Annotated in this window: 14 protein-coding genes; 6 read left to right on the top strand and 8 right to left on the bottom strand. The window is 35.8% G+C overall.

What is annotated here, in order from left to right; translation table 11 throughout:
- Positions 1-6 precede the first annotated feature (6 nt).
- The 7 genes from HMPREF1154_RS11190 to HMPREF1154_RS11150 form a co-directional block, all read right to left on the bottom strand.
- Positions 7-1,134: a tyrosine-type recombinase/integrase gene (locus tag HMPREF1154_RS11190; RefSeq protein ID WP_009642709.1), complete on the bottom strand. Its 1,128-nt coding sequence runs from the start codon at positions 1,132-1,134 to the stop codon at positions 7-9.
- 171 nt (positions 1,135-1,305) lie between these two features.
- Positions 1,306-2,733: a tRNA uridine-5-carboxymethylaminomethyl(34) synthesis GTPase MnmE gene (mnmE, locus tag HMPREF1154_RS11185; RefSeq protein ID WP_009642703.1), complete on the bottom strand. Its 1,428-nt coding sequence runs from the start codon at positions 2,731-2,733 to the stop codon at positions 1,306-1,308.
- Between the two features lie 22 nt (positions 2,734-2,755).
- Positions 2,756-3,958 (bottom strand): hypothetical protein, encoded by a 1,203-nt coding sequence (locus HMPREF1154_RS11180; RefSeq protein ID WP_009642716.1) that lies wholly within the window; start codon positions 3,956-3,958, stop codon positions 2,756-2,758.
- A 675-nt stretch (positions 3,959-4,633) separates the two neighbouring features.
- The gene (locus tag HMPREF1154_RS11165; RefSeq protein ID WP_034567424.1) at positions 4,634-4,888 is read right to left on the bottom strand and encodes a hypothetical protein; all 255 of its coding nucleotides are present in this window, start codon (positions 4,886-4,888) and stop codon (positions 4,634-4,636) included.
- 5 nt (positions 4,889-4,893) lie between these two features.
- Positions 4,894-5,910 (bottom strand): hypothetical protein, encoded by a 1,017-nt coding sequence (locus HMPREF1154_RS11160; RefSeq protein ID WP_232211998.1) that lies wholly within the window; start codon positions 5,908-5,910, stop codon positions 4,894-4,896.
- A gap of 244 nt (positions 5,911-6,154) precedes the next feature.
- Positions 6,155-6,631, bottom strand: coding sequence for a hypothetical protein (locus HMPREF1154_RS11155; protein ID WP_009642750.1), 477 nt, complete (start codon positions 6,629-6,631; stop codon positions 6,155-6,157).
- Between the two features lie 4 nt (positions 6,632-6,635).
- Complete coding sequence (locus HMPREF1154_RS11150; RefSeq protein WP_009642741.1) at positions 6,636-8,372, bottom strand: SWIM zinc finger family protein; 1,737 nt, start codon at positions 8,370-8,372, stop codon at positions 6,636-6,638.
- 454 nt (positions 8,373-8,826) lie between these two features.
- On the opposite strand from HMPREF1154_RS11150, the gene HMPREF1154_RS11145 reads away from it, so the two are divergent.
- The 6 genes from HMPREF1154_RS11145 to HMPREF1154_RS11125 are packed head-to-tail and all read left to right on the top strand — an operon-like array spanning position 8,827 to position 16,451.
- Positions 8,827-11,262, top strand: a complete 2,436-nt coding sequence (locus HMPREF1154_RS11145; RefSeq protein ID WP_009642729.1) for an SLBB domain-containing protein — start codon at positions 8,827-8,829, stop codon at positions 11,260-11,262.
- A 7-nt stretch (positions 11,263-11,269) separates the two neighbouring features.
- On the top strand, positions 11,270-12,379 hold the full coding sequence (locus HMPREF1154_RS11140) for a Wzz/FepE/Etk N-terminal domain-containing protein (protein ID WP_009642719.1): 1,110 nt from the start codon (positions 11,270-11,272) through the stop codon (positions 12,377-12,379).
- 26 nt (positions 12,380-12,405) lie between these two features.
- Positions 12,406-12,588, top strand: coding sequence for a CAL67264 family membrane protein (locus tag HMPREF1154_RS11135; protein WP_009642706.1), 183 nt, complete (start codon positions 12,406-12,408; stop codon positions 12,586-12,588).
- 20 nt (positions 12,589-12,608) lie between these two features.
- Complete coding sequence (locus tag HMPREF1154_RS11130; protein ID WP_009642730.1) at positions 12,609-14,195, top strand: NADP-dependent glyceraldehyde-3-phosphate dehydrogenase; 1,587 nt, start codon at positions 12,609-12,611, stop codon at positions 14,193-14,195.
- Positions 14,196-14,221: 26 nt separating this feature from the next.
- The gene (locus tag HMPREF1154_RS13225; protein ID WP_009642731.1) at positions 14,222-14,410 is read left to right on the top strand and encodes a hypothetical protein; all 189 of its coding nucleotides are present in this window, start codon (positions 14,222-14,224) and stop codon (positions 14,408-14,410) included.
- Positions 14,411-14,462: 52 nt separating this feature from the next.
- Positions 14,463-16,451 carry a ComEC/Rec2 family competence protein gene (locus HMPREF1154_RS11125; protein WP_009642705.1) on the top strand — a complete coding sequence of 663 codons (1,989 nt, stop codon included), beginning with the start codon at positions 14,463-14,465 and terminating at the stop codon, positions 16,449-16,451.
- Positions 16,452-16,479: 28 nt separating this feature from the next.
- Here HMPREF1154_RS11125 and HMPREF1154_RS11120 read toward each other — a convergent pair whose 3' ends face one another.
- Entirely contained in the window at positions 16,480-17,433 is a 954-nt protein-coding gene (locus tag HMPREF1154_RS11120) for an NAD(P)H-dependent flavin oxidoreductase (protein WP_009642718.1), read from the bottom strand.
- Between the last annotated feature and the right edge of the window lie 295 nt (positions 17,434-17,728).

Genomic DNA, 17,728 nt, shown 5'->3' with positions numbered 1-17,728 from the left:
AGCTTATTACTTCTTAAATTCAGCATCAAAAATACTTGCAGCTTCTCGTCTTTTTTTGTCAATAATTTTAGCATAAATTAGTGTTGTTCTTAACTCTTTATGCCCTAACATATCTTGAATAACTCTTATATTTACATCTTCTTCTAGTAAAATAGTAGCATAAGTATGTCTTGCACAGTGAAAAGTAATTAGTTTAGTAATGCCTGCTTCTAAAACCCAACGAGCTAAAGCAGTATTCATATAAGCACTATATTTAAGCCCTACAAAAACTCTCTCATCAGGTTCACCCTTTTCTCCTATATACTCAAGAGCGATGTCAGGAATATCTAAATACTCTACTCCTTTTGTTTTCTTTTGAGAGAAGTGTACTTTATAACCATCTTCAGACTTACGTACATATCTCCAAGTTAATTGATTAATATCAGACCAACGCATACCTGTAAAGCAACTAAATAAGAAAGCTCTTTTTAGAACTTCATACCTACAATCTGTTTCCATAAGAGCTTTAACTTCTTCTTTTGTTAGATACTCTCTATTTGACTCATCTGGTTTAATGTTCTTGATTCTCTTTGCAGGATTTTCATTAATAATTTTATCATCAAATGCTTGGTTTAAAGCTGCTTTTAGTTTGTTAAGATATGAGATGACTGAATTTTTAGCCAAAGGTTTCCCTGTCTTAGTTTTATTAGTCAATAAAAACTCCTTAAAGCCTTCACAAAATTCAGTAGTAACATCTTTGAAGGGAACTATCTTCCCTGCATATTTTATAAGTTGCTTTAGAGCACTATCCCAATTACCATAATTTCCGTTACTTTCTTTTCGTTCATCTGTAAGTTTTTGGAAATACTCTATGAAGTTAGCATTTAGTAAATGAAGATTATTGAAACCATAAGTTCCATTTTGAATTTCTAAAATTCTTTGTGCTTTTACAGCTTCTGCAAATTTCAATTGTTCAGCATTATGCTGTTTTTCTGCTTGATTTTTTGGCTTCTCATACAAGAAATAATCTAAATATTCATAGTCTCTTATATGTTTAATCTTTCCTTCTTCTCTAATATATCCTTTATATATTTCTAAATACAAGGATATTTTCCTTGTTTTTTTAGATGCTCTTTGTCTTAGATGTATATTCATAATATTTACTATCTTTACATTTTTGGTTGCAAAGGTAGTAAAAAAATGTAAATACACAGTAAAAAATGTAAAAATAAAATCAAACAAGAGAAAACAAAATGACTAAATTATAATGTAAATAACTGATTTATTTTACTTTAGTTTGATGTTGTTTTCTCTTGTTTGGCTACTTTACTTTCCTATGCAGAATCGTGAAAATATATTTCCCAAGACTTCGTCATTGCTCACCGCTCCTGTGATACTGCCTAAGTGGTAGAGCATCTCTCGTATATCTATAGCCAACAAATCTCCTGAGAGCTGTGTAGTAAGTCCTTCCTCTACCCTATCAAGAGCTATAAGGGTTTGCTGAAGCGCTTCCAGATGACGAATATTAGTAATAATGGTAGCACTTTCTGTTGTGGTGAGTTCTTTGGCATAGAAAGAAAGGATCTCTTTGAGTGCTTCTATATTGATTTTTTCTTTAGCCGAGATTCTTAGCTGACCATAATCATATTTTTGTTCTTTATGGTTTAGTTTTTCTTCTATTTCTTTATCAAAATCAGACAGACCTATATATTCATTATCTGTTTTGTTATGTAAAAGTAATATTTTTAATCCTTTTCGGTAATTCTCTTGTACAAATTGGACTACTTCATCGGTAGTATTCTCTTTTTCGTTGTACAAATAGAGTACGATTTGTGCCTTTTTTATCTTTTCCTTCGCCTTTTCTACCCCAATCGCTTCTATTTTATCTTGTGTATCACGGATTCCTGCGGTATCTATAAAGCGGAAAGTAACTCCTGCTATATGGAGTGTTTCCTCTATAGTATCGCGTGTCGTCCCTGCAATGTCCGACACTATGGCGCGCTCTTCATTGAGCAGCGTATTAAGCAGAGTTGATTTGCCTGCATTGGGTTTGCCTACAATAGCAACAGGTATCCCATTCTTGATCGCATTGCCTGCGGAGAAAGATTGCACAAGTCTTTGCAGAGTTGTTTTTATCCTTTGCAAAAGTTGTTCCAATTGACGTCTATCGGCAAAGGCAACATCTTCCTCTGAAAAATCTAATTCCAATTCTATCAGCGAGGCAAAGTTAAGCAATTCTTGTCTAAGTCCTTCTATCTCGGAGGTAAAACCTCCGCGCATTTGTTGCAAAGCTATTTGGTGAGCGGCCTGACTATCCGAGGCAATCAGGTCAGCCACCGCTTCGGCTTGGTTAAGAGCTAATTTTCCATTGAGGAAAGCACGCTTGGTAAATTCTCCTGCTTCTGCCAGTCTTGCTCCGTGAGACAAACATAGTTTGATCACTTCCTGAATGATATAAGGACTACCATGACAGGAGAACTCTACCACTGGTTCACCTGTATAGGATTTCTTTCCCTTGAAAATCGTTGCCAAACACTCATCTATCACTTGGTCTTCACTTTTAATCGTTCCCAAATGGACGGTATGAGAAGGCGCCTCGGATAAAGGTTTTCCACTTAGTGTTTTGAATATTTTGTCAGAGAGTGTTATCGCTTCTTTTCCTGATAGGCGAATAACAGCAATAGCTCCCACACCTGTGGCAGTAGCTAAAGCAACAATAGTATCATCGGTATAAGGTGTTTTTTCGTGATTCATAGGTGAAATATTCTTTTTACAGCTATTCTTTTTTATTTTTGATGATAAATAACCTGTAAGTCGTCGAGAAAAAATAATTTTTATAAACGAATAAAGCATAATCCCACTTAGGATGGGTATATACCAGATAGTTTTCGTATTGTTCTAAGGTTCCTCCTGAGATAGAGAAATAGGAAGTACTGCTATCCAAGAGGTTTTCACCATCGGACATAGTCATTGTATCTTTCAGATGAAAGGTATTTCCATTCACTTGAATAGAAAAGAAAAAAACTCCCTCTTTCCAAGTGGTACGATAAGAGATCTCTCCTCCATCTCCATAACTGGTACTGCTTCCTGAACTCTCTTTTTTGAAATATTGAGGAATGATTTTATCACGTCTTTGGCTCTCTTCATCTTTAACAAGCTCTTTATTTTTTAGCCCAAATAAGTCCATTCTTTTTTCTTCTGACATTTCATAATCAGAAAGCTGTTCTATAGGTTGAAAAGACTTATTGCCATCTATTGCCCAAGAGCAATAACGTTTTCCTTTGAAATCCATCAAATAATCCCCGTAGAATCCATCAAAAAGATTGTCTATTCCTTCTATTTTTTCTATTTTCAATGTGTCAATCCTATTTCCTTGCGTATCATATTTGGATAAATAACCTAAAGGTTCATCATCACTTATAATAAGTTCATTTTTCTGATTGACAAAAGCAAATTCTATTAATTTGTTTTCTCCTTCGGGAAGCATCTCCATCGTATTTCCTTTGTAAGAAACTGTATTTCCACTAAGTGCTACATATTTTTCATATTTAGAAGGAAGTGTCATATCCGAAAATGTTTTTGCTATAGAGTCATAAAGTCCATCATAACCAAAGAAACTTGCTATTAATGGAATGGCAAAAAATCCCGAAATAAAAAGTCCTATTTTGGCTATTTTCCTCACTTTTTCTGATTTATAAAAGAAAGAAAAATAGATAAGAACTCCTACCACTAAGGTAAATATTACAGAAAGATATAACATAGCAATTGTTATAAAGAAAAATAACATATATCTTGCCGTGTCAGAATAAAATGCATAGAAAATCAAAATCCCCAATACTAAAAAAGCAGGACTTATAAGTACAAAAAATAGTTTGTTATCTATTGAAGTGTCTATAATATCTATAATCCCAAAATATAGAATATATAATAAGAAACTAACACCAAATACCCTTCCAAAGTGTGGTTTTTTATTTTCCATAAGTGTAAAATTTATATTTTTAGAAAACTAAAGTTGCTCCATGTAACCAATAAACTATTAATGCTATTATGAGTAAAAAAACTATATTCCAAAGCCATTTCTCTGCCCATTTGTAGAAAAAACTATAAAATAAAAAGAATAATAAAGCTATCAATAAAGGAACTACTATAAGATTTATATAAAAATACATCATCCAAACATCGAAACTACTAAAATAAAGATAATCCCACTGGAGAAGAAGTTCCGTTATAGCGTAACAGAAATTGATAAGTAAGAGAATCAAACTTATAACAATTCCTACTGAGATAGTCGGTTTCTTTTTCATAAACTAATGATAGTATAAAAATATTATTATCTTTATAAATAAAACAAAGCTGCCATTAATAACGTAATAATCAATCCTATTCTTGCCCATTTATAGAAGAAACTATAAAATAAAAAGAATAATAAATTGACCCCAATGATAAAAGGGAATATATAGAACAGAAAAAGATAAATGAAAAATTCCAAACTATTATAATTAAATTCGAAACCATTTTGTTCTATATAATATACAAACATATAAACAATAGATAATACAGTAAGTGCTATGTTTATAATGATTCCTATTTTGATATTCGGTTTTTTCTTCATATAATTAATTTTTAATTAGTAAAACGGTTATATTTTAAAGAGTTATACTGTATAATACACAAAAACAAGACTATATAATAGAATAACCAACCAATGATAACGCTTGACATAAGTAAGCATATTAGCAAGCGAGACAAGCCAAGCAATCATCCCTACTGAAATATAGATAAAAAGCTTAATAGGTACGTCAATATTAATATCTGATGAATATTTTATCTTTGCTAAAACAATAAAAATTACTATCGGAAGCCAAGCCAATATAGGAAATCCCTTTTTATTTTTCGTATATTCTTTCATAATCTTCAAGATTTATTTTTTATTAGGTAATATTTGTATCCTGTGCCGAGCAAAGCATAGGATAAGTGTCTGTTAGTATATAATCGTATATCATTGTATATTTCCAGTGTTTCATTCTGATTCTGATAATAGCGAATATCATCGGTATGGCCAAAAGGAAAAAGATTTTGATAATAGAAAGTCTTTAAGTGTAGCTGCTGTTCATTCAAGAGCAACTTGAAATATACATCGCCTCGATATTTTTCTTCTTCAAAAGATTCTCTTTCTCCCAGTAGTTGAAGTCCAGAATTATAGGTTTGTTTTTTCAAATAATACACAGGTTCTATATGGCGCTCTTTTGGGGCTTCTCCTATTTCAGGAGTAGGATTTTTGAAAGTTGTAAACAAATAAAAATGAGCTGGAAAAGAAAAATCTATATCTTTTGAAGAGAAGAAACCTTTCGTATAGGAATAATACAATTCATTTTCTTTTTTGATAATAACAATTTGGTTCTCTTCACCATATATGTGTATAATAGTTATCAAATCGGTAGGATTCTCAAACAAATAGGCTTCTATATCTTTTTCTGAGAGTTTCCCCTCTCCCTTTAGTTCTTTCATAGATAGAAAATCCTTCTTACTATCTATCATAAAAGAAGAATAGGATTTTTCTACAAAATCTATCAAATAGCCTTCTTTCAGTGTAATGTTCCTCTTCTCTTTCTGATTATTTTCCAAATATAAGGTATCCAAAAGGTTTCCCTCTTTATCATATTTCAATATATAATCCACGGGCGCCTTGACATCTTCTGCATCATATTTGTAATACACTAACAAATTATCATTTGGGTCAAAGAACAAATCAGTATAAGCATATATATCACTTTGAGGAATAGGCATAATTATTTTTCCTGCTTGTCTTACCTCTTTGTCATCTAACAAATCATATCCTTTAAGCTCTTTGGGCATTTCTATATAAGAAATAAGATATTTGTAATAGGAATATACCACAGACGAATGCTTAACAAGAGAAAACGCAAGCATACAAATAGGAAATATACGTATAAAACGCTTAGTTACGCTATTTTTTTGATAGTAATAATAGGAAAATACACCTATCAAGAAAGATAACACATACAATGTATATAATAATATTTCTTTTTTTATAAATACAGTTCCATAATCACCTGATAAGATTAAAAAATATACCAATAAAAAAATAACCCCTGTAAGAAAAGCAAAAAATAAGTGTGATAATTTCTTTTTCATAGCTGTAAAATACTTTTAATTATGCCAAATAGTAAATAGAATATAATATTAATGCAAACAAAAGAGGTGTATAATGGAATAAGAAAGTACAAACTATAAGAATAACTCCGGAAGCAGCTAATATCTTCCATAATTTAGGATATATAAATACATAAATACTCAAAAATAACATTGATATTTCCGATATACGTCCCAGCATACCAAAGATTCCAAACCAAAATTCAAAGAATGATGAGGTATCAAAATAAGGAAAAAGAAAAGGAAAGGTAACAATAGAACAAATAATAATTCCCGTTTGGTTTTTCTTATATATATTATATCCTAACAGATTTACCATCAGGCAAAAGAAAAAAAGATATAGCACCTGAGGGACAACATAGAAAATGGCATATCCCGAACTATTTGTACGGAACATCCATAGGGAGAAGGCTACTAAAATAGCCAATAGTATAACCATTGCGATGGTCATAACTCTTAAAAAAGGAGGCTTTTCCATAGGATTATATTTTATAGTCTATAATTATTTCATTTAAGATTTGTACAAAAGAGTACTTTTTCTTATGTCGTTGCTTCAATTTTTCTATTAATTTTCTTATTTTTTCTTTTTCTTCAGGTGCATCTTCCAGCATCTTGCGAATATAGGAGGCTATTCTTTCATATTCGGTACGATAATTGGCATTTCCTGCAAAATCAATCACCTCTTTAAAAAGTTTTTCCATGATTTCAATAGCATAATACTTCTTCAGATAATGTAAATAATTTAAAATGTCAGAAATATCTGTATCTTTTACCTTATCCCATAGGGCTTCGTACATATCTTCTTTTTGATAGATCATAAAAAGAATAGGAGAAACTATTGCAACTTTCCAATAAGACATCAATGCTTTCTTTTTCTCCATGTAGTAGGTTTCTTGTTTCTTTATTTCTTTATCTATTACCTTTTTCCATTCTTCAGCGGTATAAGTGCTTTTCCAATTATCATAGTATTGGCTATCTCCATCTCCATAAAAAGCAAATTTTTTATAATATTTCCGCATTGTATCAAGATCACCTTCCTCTTTAGCTATCTGAGAGAGAAGTTCTTCCCATTCTCTTACAATATTTTCTGTTCCAAATCTCTGTTTTAGTTCTGTAATTCCTTCTTTGAGACATTCTTTTGCAGCTTTATAATCCTTTTTCTCTATAAGCATATCTACTTTCATTCTTCTAAAGAAAGGATGTGCTATATTTTTATCTATGATTTTATCTGCTTCTTTTTGTTTCCCTAATTGCGATAACAATTTTATCTTTTCAATCGTATAAAACCTCCTTACACTACCTAATATTTTATTTTTATCAAGTACTTTATCTATTGATTGTAAATAATCTCCCTCTTTTTGTAATGTAATACTAAGTTTTCTACCTGCTTGAGGAAGTTTGTTGTCATAATAATCTTCATAAAGTTCTGCATTTTTAACCATCTGTTCTAAGAGAAAAGGAAATAGTACCTCTTTTAGGCTTAGTGGTACTCTCTCATCCTCTGCTAAGAAAATAATAACGTCTAGTACCTTATTAGTATTACTGATAAAGGTATTAATTAGATAGCTTGACTTAACGATTATCTCATGTAACTTGACAAAAAGACATTTAGCGAATATAAAAGCATCGCGATAGTTACTATTTCCTATATAGATATTAATAGTTTTAAGGTGCTTTTTAATTTCTTTATTCAGGTCTGGTAGATTTTGAGAATCACCACCACGATAGCGAGGCTTGATGGTTTGGTCTATAATCTCAGTTATCTTCTTTTCAAAATTGTTATTCTCATTTTTATCTATAAAATAAAGTTCAAAATCACTTTTAAAAACTTTATTCTTAGTCATATAGGTTTTGATAAACTCCTCCAGCTCTGTGCGGGATATTTTTTCCAATAAGCTTTTAAGGCTATCTCTCTTACCTTTAGTTCCTTGTTTTCCTTTGGCAGCTTCTTGTTGTTTTTTAGCCTCTATAGCCAAGAAAGCCGCTACCATATGCGAGCAGACACCTTTTTTCTTGTGCTCACAAGAGCAAGAAGTCTCCCTAATGGTATTTTTATGCAGTAGTATTTCCACTTCGTAAGTAGTCGCTCCCTCTACTGAGGCGACCCATAGGCCGTCCTCAAGCTCTTCTAAGGAAGATAATTTGCCTTGTTCAAAGGCTTCTTCGCCTTGTTTTACCAAAATTTCATCTACAAATTTATCAAAATTCTGAATAGTCATGATTTTTTTACTCTTTTATGAGGATTATTTTATAATACACAGGGGTATATAGTAAATGATATTTTAGGTTTTTATTACTATACAAATAGATATTTTTACAGATCTCAAGAGGCTCTGTGCCATTTTCCCAATAGTAAGTAGGGGACTTTACACTTCTTCCATGATAGACAAAGGATAAGAGCAATTTACTCGGCAAAGATAGTGAAAACATTTGTTAATTGTTAATTGTTAATTGTTAATTATTACACCCGAACTTTGTTGATGTTCTTATTATCAAAATTCACTTTTAATTATTACATTAATTTACTGACAATCAGGATTTTAAAAATTAAATTTAGTGCTCATTTGCCATTTAAAAGTACTTGTGAAATTGGAATAAATAATTAATGTTTAAAATATTTTATTTTCTCAGATAAACGAAGTATATTTGCACTCTGATTAAAAACAGCGAACAATGATTAGGAAAATCTTATTTTTTCTTCTTTTAAGTGTAGGTTTCTCACTTTCACTTTCTGCACAAGTACAGAATCTTAACTTAGAGCAACTTGCCTATATCAATGTAGATCAACTCTCTGACGAACAAATTCAATCCTTCTGGGAGAAAGCACAAGCACAAGGCTACTCCATCACTGACTTAGAGACTGCTGCTCGTGTAAAAGGCGTGCCTGTCTCTCAGATTACTAAGCTCAGACAACGTATCATGACCCTTTCTACTACTGCCAAAAGGAAAACAACTACCCCAAGTAGCAAGCCTACCTCTTCTGAGCAAGAAGTATTTGGCCGTACAGGAAAAGAAAGAGATTCTATAATGGTTATGAAAAAAAGTAGAGTTTTTGGCTACGATTTTTTCCAAAATCCTAAAATCTCCTTTACTCCAACGATCAATGTACCTACCCCTGAGAGTTACATCATCAATACAGGTGACGAACTCTTGGTAGAGGTATGGGGCGCTGCCGAAAGTAGCACTACCCAAAAGGTAGATAACCAAGGTAATATCATTCTCCCTATGGCTGGAAAGGTACATGTAGGAGGTCTCAACTTTGTAGAAGCCAAAGCTCGTATCAATACCGCTTTGCGTAAGATATATGCAGGTATCTCCGCCCCTGAAGGTAGTTATGCTAAGGTATATATAGGCGTTTCCATTGCCAATATCCGTACCGTAAAAGTCAATATCATAGGAGAAGTAGAAGCCCCAGGCACTTACTCTCTTAGTGCTCTTTCTACAGTAATCAATGCGCTCTATGCCAGTGGAGGCCCTACTGAAAATGGTTCTTTTAGAAATATACAAGTGGTTCGTGGAGGAAAAACCATCGCCCACTTAGATATTTACAACTTCTTACTCAAAGGTTCCCAAGAAGGGAATATCAACCTCAATGACCAAGATGTCATCATTGTGCCTCCTTATAAAAACCAAGTAGAGGTAATCGGCTTTGTCAAAAGAGAAGGTATCTATGAGGTCAAAGATGGTGAAAAACTCTCTGCTTTAGAGGATTATTTTGGAGGATTCAAATCCAATGCATACAAAGATGTAATGGTAGTAGAACGTATCATAGGTGCCAAGCGCGAAGTAAAGGAAGTCCCCTATAATGAAGCCAGCAAATTTACTATGCAAGCAGGTGACAAACTCCTAGTACATAAGCTCTCCGATGTATATCACAACCGAATCAGTATCACAGGGGCGGTATATCAACCAGGTAACTATGCTTACTCAGAAGGTATGACCGTCTTAGACCTTATACAAAAAGCCGCAGGTGTAAGGGAAGAAGCCTATCTAAATCGTGCTATTCTCTTCCGCTCTATAGACCATGTAGATAAGCAAAGTCTTAATTTTTCCCTCAAAGATCTCTTAGAAAAGAAACAAAGTATTGCCCTACAACCGAATGATAGTCTGCATATATATGGCAGAGATAGTCTCATCGCCAAGCCTATGGTACGTATAGAAGGGGCTGTGCGCAAACCACAGAAGTTTGCCTATGCCAAGGGACTACTCCCTGCCGATCTTATCATCATGGCTGGCGGCTTTATAGAAGGCGCCGACCAAACACAAGTGGAGGTAGCCCGCCAACTGAATGATGCCAATTTCAAGACCATCAGCAAAGTATATACTGTATCCCTCTCTAAAGAAGGAGGGGAAAGTATCGCCTTAGAACCCAATGATATAGTAACCGTCCGCTATCAAAAGGGCTATATACCCCAACAAGTGGTTAAGATAGAGGGAGAAGTCTCTTTCCCTGGTTTTTATGCTATTCTTACTAAAGAAGAGCGTATCTCAAGCCTTATAGAGCGCTCTGGTGGATTGGCTCCTTATGCCTATGTGGAAGGTGCCACGTTAGTAAGGAGGAAAGATAAAGACGAAAAAGATCAAAAAGCCCAAGAAAAACAACTTAAGAAACTTAAAAAGACGGACAAGGATCTCACTCTTATTGAAACTAAAGAGGAAGAAAACACCCCTGAAGCGTCTGAATACCGTGTAGGTATCAATCTTAAAAAAATCATGGAGAATAAGAACTCCTATCAGGATCTTGTACTAAAAGATGGGGATGTACTTATTGTCCCTTCTGAAAAACAAACCGTTGAGGTAAAGGGATTGGTACTAGCTCCTTCTTTAGTGCGCTATGAAAAAGGAAAATCTACTAAATCCTATATCAATAGTGCAGGAGGATTCTCCGACAATGCTCAGAAAAAATCAGTCTATGTTGTATATGCCAATGGAGACGTAAAAGGTACCAACCGCTTCCTTTTCTTTAGAAGCTATCCTAAAGCTGCTCCAGGAGCATTGGTGATTGTTCCTGAAAAGCCAGAGAAAAAACCAGTCTCTACAGCTGAAACGGTTAGTATAATGACCGCAATAACTACCTTAGCTATACTTATTTACAACGCTTTTAAATAACAGAAATATGAATCAAGAGATACAAAAAGATGATGAGATAGATTTGCTTGCCCTATTGCTAAAAATATGGAATGGAAAGAAAACTATCTTAAAATATTTTATCATATTCCTACTTATAGGCATTTTTATTGCTATTCTTTCTAAAAAGGAATATACTGCTACTTCATTAGTATTGGCTCAAGAGAGTGGTTCCTCCTCTGGAGGAGGCTTATCAGGCTTGGCTTCTTTGGCGGGTATCAATTTGGGTTCCTCTTCAGGAGAACTAATTTCTCCTAAGCTCTATACAAGTATTGCCACTAGTATTCCTTTCCAAAGGAAGATGACACAAGTTTCTATACAAACTTCCAAAGATAGTACTCCTATAACTTATGAGCAATATTGCCAAAAATACCAAAAAGCAGGAGCCTTGGATGTGGTAAAGAAATATACTATTGGCTTACCAGGGGTTATCATAGGAGCCTTTTCTTCCAAAGATAAAGAGGTTGTACCTCAGCCAACTGCCGATGGTTCCTTAGAAGTATATAGTGTTACTCCTGAAGAAAAAGAATTATTTTCTCTACTAAGCAGCCAACTACAGATTACTAATAACGAGAAAGACAATACTATTTCCTTCTCTTTCTCCATGGGTGATCCTGTAGCCGCAGCTCAGATGTTAAGTCAGGCTAAAAAAACACTACAAGAGACTATCATAGAGTTCAAAACTCGTAAGGCTAAAAGCCAATTGGAGTTCATAGAAAGACAATATGAAGAGGCCGAAAAGAACTTTAAGGAAAAACAAATGAGATTGGCAGCTTTCCAAGATAGTAATAGAGGTCTTATCACTGCGGTACCTATGACCCGCCAAACACAATTACAAGCCGAATATAGCTTGGCTAATAATGTGTATATAGAACTGGCCAAGCAGCTTGAAAACCAAAAAATCAAACTACAAGAGGACACCCCTGCTTTTATTGACATAGAACCTGTCAGTATTCCCTTAGAAAAATCAAAACCTAAAAGAGGCTTGATTATTGCCATTTGGGGATTTTTGGGTGTCGTTGTAGGAATTGGCATTATTTTTGGTAGAGACTTCATCAAGAGTATAAAAAATAAATCTACTTCTGAGGGAGATATATAAATAGTATCTTTAAAATATTGATTATTATGGGTTTAAATAAAAATTCTGTTTTAGGATATGCTACCTTGATTATGATCCTCTTTGGATTAATACTCATAGGGCTGGGTATCTTCCGTTATGAAGATGTAGCCGGCTGGGGATTTGCTTCCACTGGGGTGGGATTCCTGGCTATTGCTTGGGTGTTTGATGCACTAAAAGGCAGAGTATAAAACAACTTAACTATAAAATAATGAACGAATTTCAACCTATACCTAAGGCTTATGTTTGTAACCCTTTACATCATAAGACTTATCTTATAAATGGAGAACTTAGAGAGTGGAAAGGGGCCTGTGATGAGGTGTATTCCACTATTTCCTCTACAGAACAATATGCTCCTACCTTGGTAGGAAGCGTTCCTCACTTGACTGAAAAAGAAGCCCTTGAAGCCCTTGAAGCAGCAGCAAATGCCTATGGAAAGGGTAACGGCCTATGGGCTACTATGCGTGTGAAAGATCGTGTAGAGATCTTGGAACGCTTTACCAAAGAGATCCAGCACAAGCGTGATGAGGTTGTACAACTGATGATGTGGGAGATTGGTAAAACAATTCTTGAATGTCAAAAAGAGTTTGACCGCACCATAGAATACTTATACAATACCTTAGAGGAGTATAAGAAATTAGATCGTGATAGTGCCCATTTCCAAAAAAAAGATGGTATCTATGCTCATATTCGTCGTGGCCCTCTAGGAATTGTCCTCTGCTTGGGGCCTTATAACTACCCTCTTAATGAATCATTTGCGCTGCTGATTCCTGCACTGCTGATGGGAAATACGGTTATCTACAAACCCCCAAAATATGGCGTATTGCTTATTACCCCTCTATTGGAAGCCTTTAGAGATTGTTTCCCAAAGGGAGTTATCAATATTGTTTTTGGGCGCGGTAGAGAAATTGCCTCTCCTATTATGGAAACTGGCCGCATAGATGTTTTAGCACTTATAGGTAATAGTCGCTCGGCTATAGCCCTACAAGACAAACACCCTCACAAGAATCGTTTGCGCTTGGTACTAGGCTTGGAAGCTAAAAATCCTGCCATTGTCCTACCCGATGCAGATATAGATCTTGCTGTAAAAGAATGTGTGGCAGGAGCGCTTACCTTCAATGGGCAACGTTGTACTGCCTTGAAAATACTCTATGTACATGAGGATGTAAAAGAGGCTTTCTTGTCCAAATTCACTGAGGAGGTAGACAAACTCCCCTTTGGAAACCCTTGGGAGGTTAACGTAAAACTCACTCCCCTACCCGAACCTGATAAACCACAATATATCCAAGACCTTATAGACGATGCCCTACAGAAAGGAGCTAAGATCCTCAACAAGAAAGGTGGTGAGCGTTGTGAGAACTTTATCTTCCCTGCGGTACTTGCTCCTGTAAGCCCCGATATGCGTGTCTATCAGGAAGAACAATTTGGCCCTGTGGTACCTGTACGTTTCTTTACTGATAGCGACCAAGTAAGAGAAGAGATTGCCGACTCTCACTATGGCCAACAGGTGAGTATCTTTGGACATGATGTCTATACATTGGCACCACTGATCGATGCTATGGTAAACCTTGTATGCAGGGTGAACCTCAACAGCTTATGTCAGCGAGGTCCCGATGTTTTTCCTTTCACAGGCCGCAAGGATTCGGCTGTGGGTACTCTTAGTGTGTATGATGCACTTCGCTCGTTCTCTATACGTACTTTTGTAGCTTCTAAGGATAATCCATATAATAATGAAATCCTTGAAAACTTACTAAAAACAGAAACGTCCAACTTCATCAATACTACTTATATACTATAGGATTTTAATTTTTTAATATATATCATATGAAACTATTTGTCATCGTATTGATTATCTTAGGCCTATGTGTTGTAGGCATGGCAATAAAAATATGGGGCAAAAAAGGAGGTCGATTCTCCGGTACTTGTGCCAGCCAAAGTCCTTATTTGAACCCTGAAGGGACGCCTTGCAGTTTTTGTGGAAAGCTCCCCGATGATTCGGAATGTAAAAAATAATATTCAACAAGTCAGTTATCCTAAGGGGTAACTGGCTTTTTTTGTATATCAGATGAAGCCTACTCCCTTTAATTTTCCCTTGTGTATCCTTCTTTTGGGTATGATCCTTGGTATTATAGGACAAGACCTACTCAATAAGATAGGAATAGCCATGAGCCTGCTGCTCAGCGGAATAGCAGTAGGGGGTATTTATTACTGCCATTTTAGACTAAAAAAGTTCCTAAAAGAGACCGTATTTTTAGCAGGAATGAGCTTGGGTATTTTGGCCTACAATATACATTATGAACCCAACGATAGCAAGCATTACCTACATAAGCTCTCTCCTGAGAAAGCATATAGCCTTGTGGGAAGGGTAGAACTCATCAAGAATAGGCAGGTGATTGTTGCGCTACAACCTACAGAAACGGCAAATTATAGAGGGAAACTCGTACTTTACCTAAAGGATACCTTAAGGGAAAATGCTTTAGGACAAGCGATTCTCTTTCATAGTAAGCTCTCCTCTATTGCTGCTGCTCAAAATCCCTATCAGTTTGATTACAAACGCTATATGGAACATCAAGGGATCTATTGGCAGGGCTACCCTACCTGCTATGAAATCAAGGATGCTCCTTGCTTTTCTCCCTTTATAAAAGCCAAACAGCTACAAGGCTACTTGGCAGCTACCCTCTCCCACTATCCATTCTCTAAAGAAACTGTGGGGGTACTCAAAGCCTTAGTCTTGGGGGTTCGCTCGGATATTACTCCAGAGCTCTACCAACAATATATCAATGCGGGAGCTGTCCATATCTTAGCTATTTCAGGGCTTCACATAGGTATTATTACCTATTTGCTAACGCTTTTTATCTCCTTGGTGGTACCTGCACATAGAAAAGGGGTAAAAATAGCACTTCTCTTAGTCTTTTTACTTACTTATGCGGCTATTACAGGATTTTCTGCTTCTGTTTTGAGAGCTGTAGTCATGTTTGGCGGCTATAGTATTGCTTATTTGGCAGAAAGTAGAAGAGCTCGCTATGATAGTCTGCTACTTTCGGCTTTTATACTACTGCTTTGCAAACCCACTTTTCTTTTTGAGGTAGGATTTCAGCTGAGTTATATGGCGGTACTCTTTATTGCTTTGTTTTTACCGCTAGGAGACAAGTATCGATTTGAAAATAGATTTCTTAACTTTTTTTGGGACATTATCAAGGTGAGTATCGCTGCACAGATAGGTGTGTTACCACTCTCCTTGTACTACTTTCACCAATTTGCGGGATTGTTTCTAGTAACCAATGTACTTATTTTACCCCTCTTAGGAATTATCTTATCCGTAGGAATAGGCGTTGTCCTTTTGGCCAGTATACAGCTACTCCCCTATTGGCTTTTAGTCTGTTATGAAAAAGCCCTTTCGCTGATGAACCATATGATAGGCTATATAGCTTCGGTGGAACAGCTGGTTATTCGCGATGTGTATTTTGACACTATCTGCTTGTGCTTGTGTTACTTAGCTATTGTATGGGCTGTCATATACCTAAGGGCTAGAAAGATAAAATTTGTCTATTTTTTCTTTCTAACGCTACTGTCTTTGCAGACCTATTTCTTTTATCTGAAATATGAAAGTGCAAAAAAGGAGCAACTTATTGTCTTTCACCAATATAAAAAGACTGTTATTGCTTTACAGCAGGGTAGAGAAGCTACTTTTTATCTTTCTGACACTTTGTCAGTACCCCACACACTTATTAAGAATTTCTGTACTCAACAACAAGTGTCAAACCTTCATTATAAGGCCTTAGAGAATATAGTCCCTTTTAAAGAAGATTTTCTCACCATCATTGATGATAAATTCTATTTAGATACCTCCTACCCGACTCATTACCTATTGCTAAGAAATAATCCTAAAATTCACTTAGAGAAATTTTTGAGTAATATCCGCCCTAAAATGCTCATTGCCGATGGTAGTAACTACCCTTTTATCATAGAAAAATGGAAATATACCTGTCAGAGATTACAAATTCCCTTCTATGATACGAAAATAAAACCAATAATAGTGACGAGTGACGAGTGACTAATGACTAATGACTAATGACGAGTGACTAATGACTAGTGATATTAATCATTAAATCTCTGGTTTGTTGAAACTCTGCTAATACTTCCTCGAAGACCTCTTTGACGGTTTTTACCTCCTCTATCAGGCTGCTTACTTGGCCTATTTCTAATTCGCCTTCTTTAAGGTCTCCGTCATACATACCTAATTTGGTTCGTCCCTTACCTAATAGCTGTTTGAGATTCTCAGGGGTGGCTTCTCTTTGCTGATAAAGAGCTTCTACCTGCTCGTAGAAGGGATTCTTTAGCAGACGTACGGGAGAGAGTTCCTTAAGAGTTAATACCGTGTCACCCTCCTTGGCTTTGAGTACCTCTTGTTTGAAAAGGGAATGTACAGAGGCCTCATCTGTGGCAATAAAGCGGCTACCCATTTGCACCCCTTCGGCACCGAGCGCCATAGTAGCATACATAGCCCTACCTGTGGCAATTCCTCCTGCTGCAATCACAGGAATGGTTACTTTCCGACATACCTCAGGCACTAATACCAAAGTGGTGGTCTCCTCTCGTCCGTTATGTCCGCCTGCTTCAAAGCCTTCAGCTACTACGGCATCTACCCCAGCTGCTTGAGCTTTGAGCGCAAACTTGCTACTACTTACTACATGTACCACTTTTATTCCTTTCTCATGGAGCTTCTCTGTCCAAAGAGCTGGATTGCCTGCCGAAGTAAAAACTACAGAGACGCCTTCGTCCATAATGACCTCCATGGTTTGGGCACTATTGGCGTACATAATAGGCACATTTACCCCAAAAGGTTTGCTAGTATGTGCTTTACACTGCCTGATTTGAGTACGTAACTCCTCGGCTGACATAGAGCCAGAACCTAGCAGCCCCAATCCGCCTGCGTTACTTACGGCTGTTACCAACTGCCATTGGCTCGCCCATATCATACCCCCTTGAATGATAGGATGTTCTATACCTAATAAAGTTGTTATTCTTGTTTTCAATTGTTAATTGTTAATTGTTAGAGTGTAAAAAAGTAGGAATAATTTCCTTTATCCCTACTTTTTCATTAGTCATTTAAGTTTCGCAAGCTCTGTAATCAACTGATTCTCAAAACATCCCCCCTACCCCCCCTCAAGGGGGGAGTTAATAAGTAGTAGAGGTTCAATAAGTTATAGAAGGGAAAATTTCTAATTTAATAAACAAATTAGACCATTTCAACGCCCTTAAAGACACATACTCCGCTCTCGCAACTCACATACTCTGCTCCAAGTATTCGCAGACTATCCTTTGGAGGGG

The organism is Capnocytophaga sp. CM59, from assembly GCF_000293175.1.
Classification (GTDB): domain Bacteria; phylum Bacteroidota; class Bacteroidia; order Flavobacteriales; family Flavobacteriaceae; genus Capnocytophaga; species Capnocytophaga granulosa.
The sequence above is the reverse complement of the archived record's forward strand: the minus strand, read 5'-3'. Positions and strand labels throughout refer to the sequence as shown.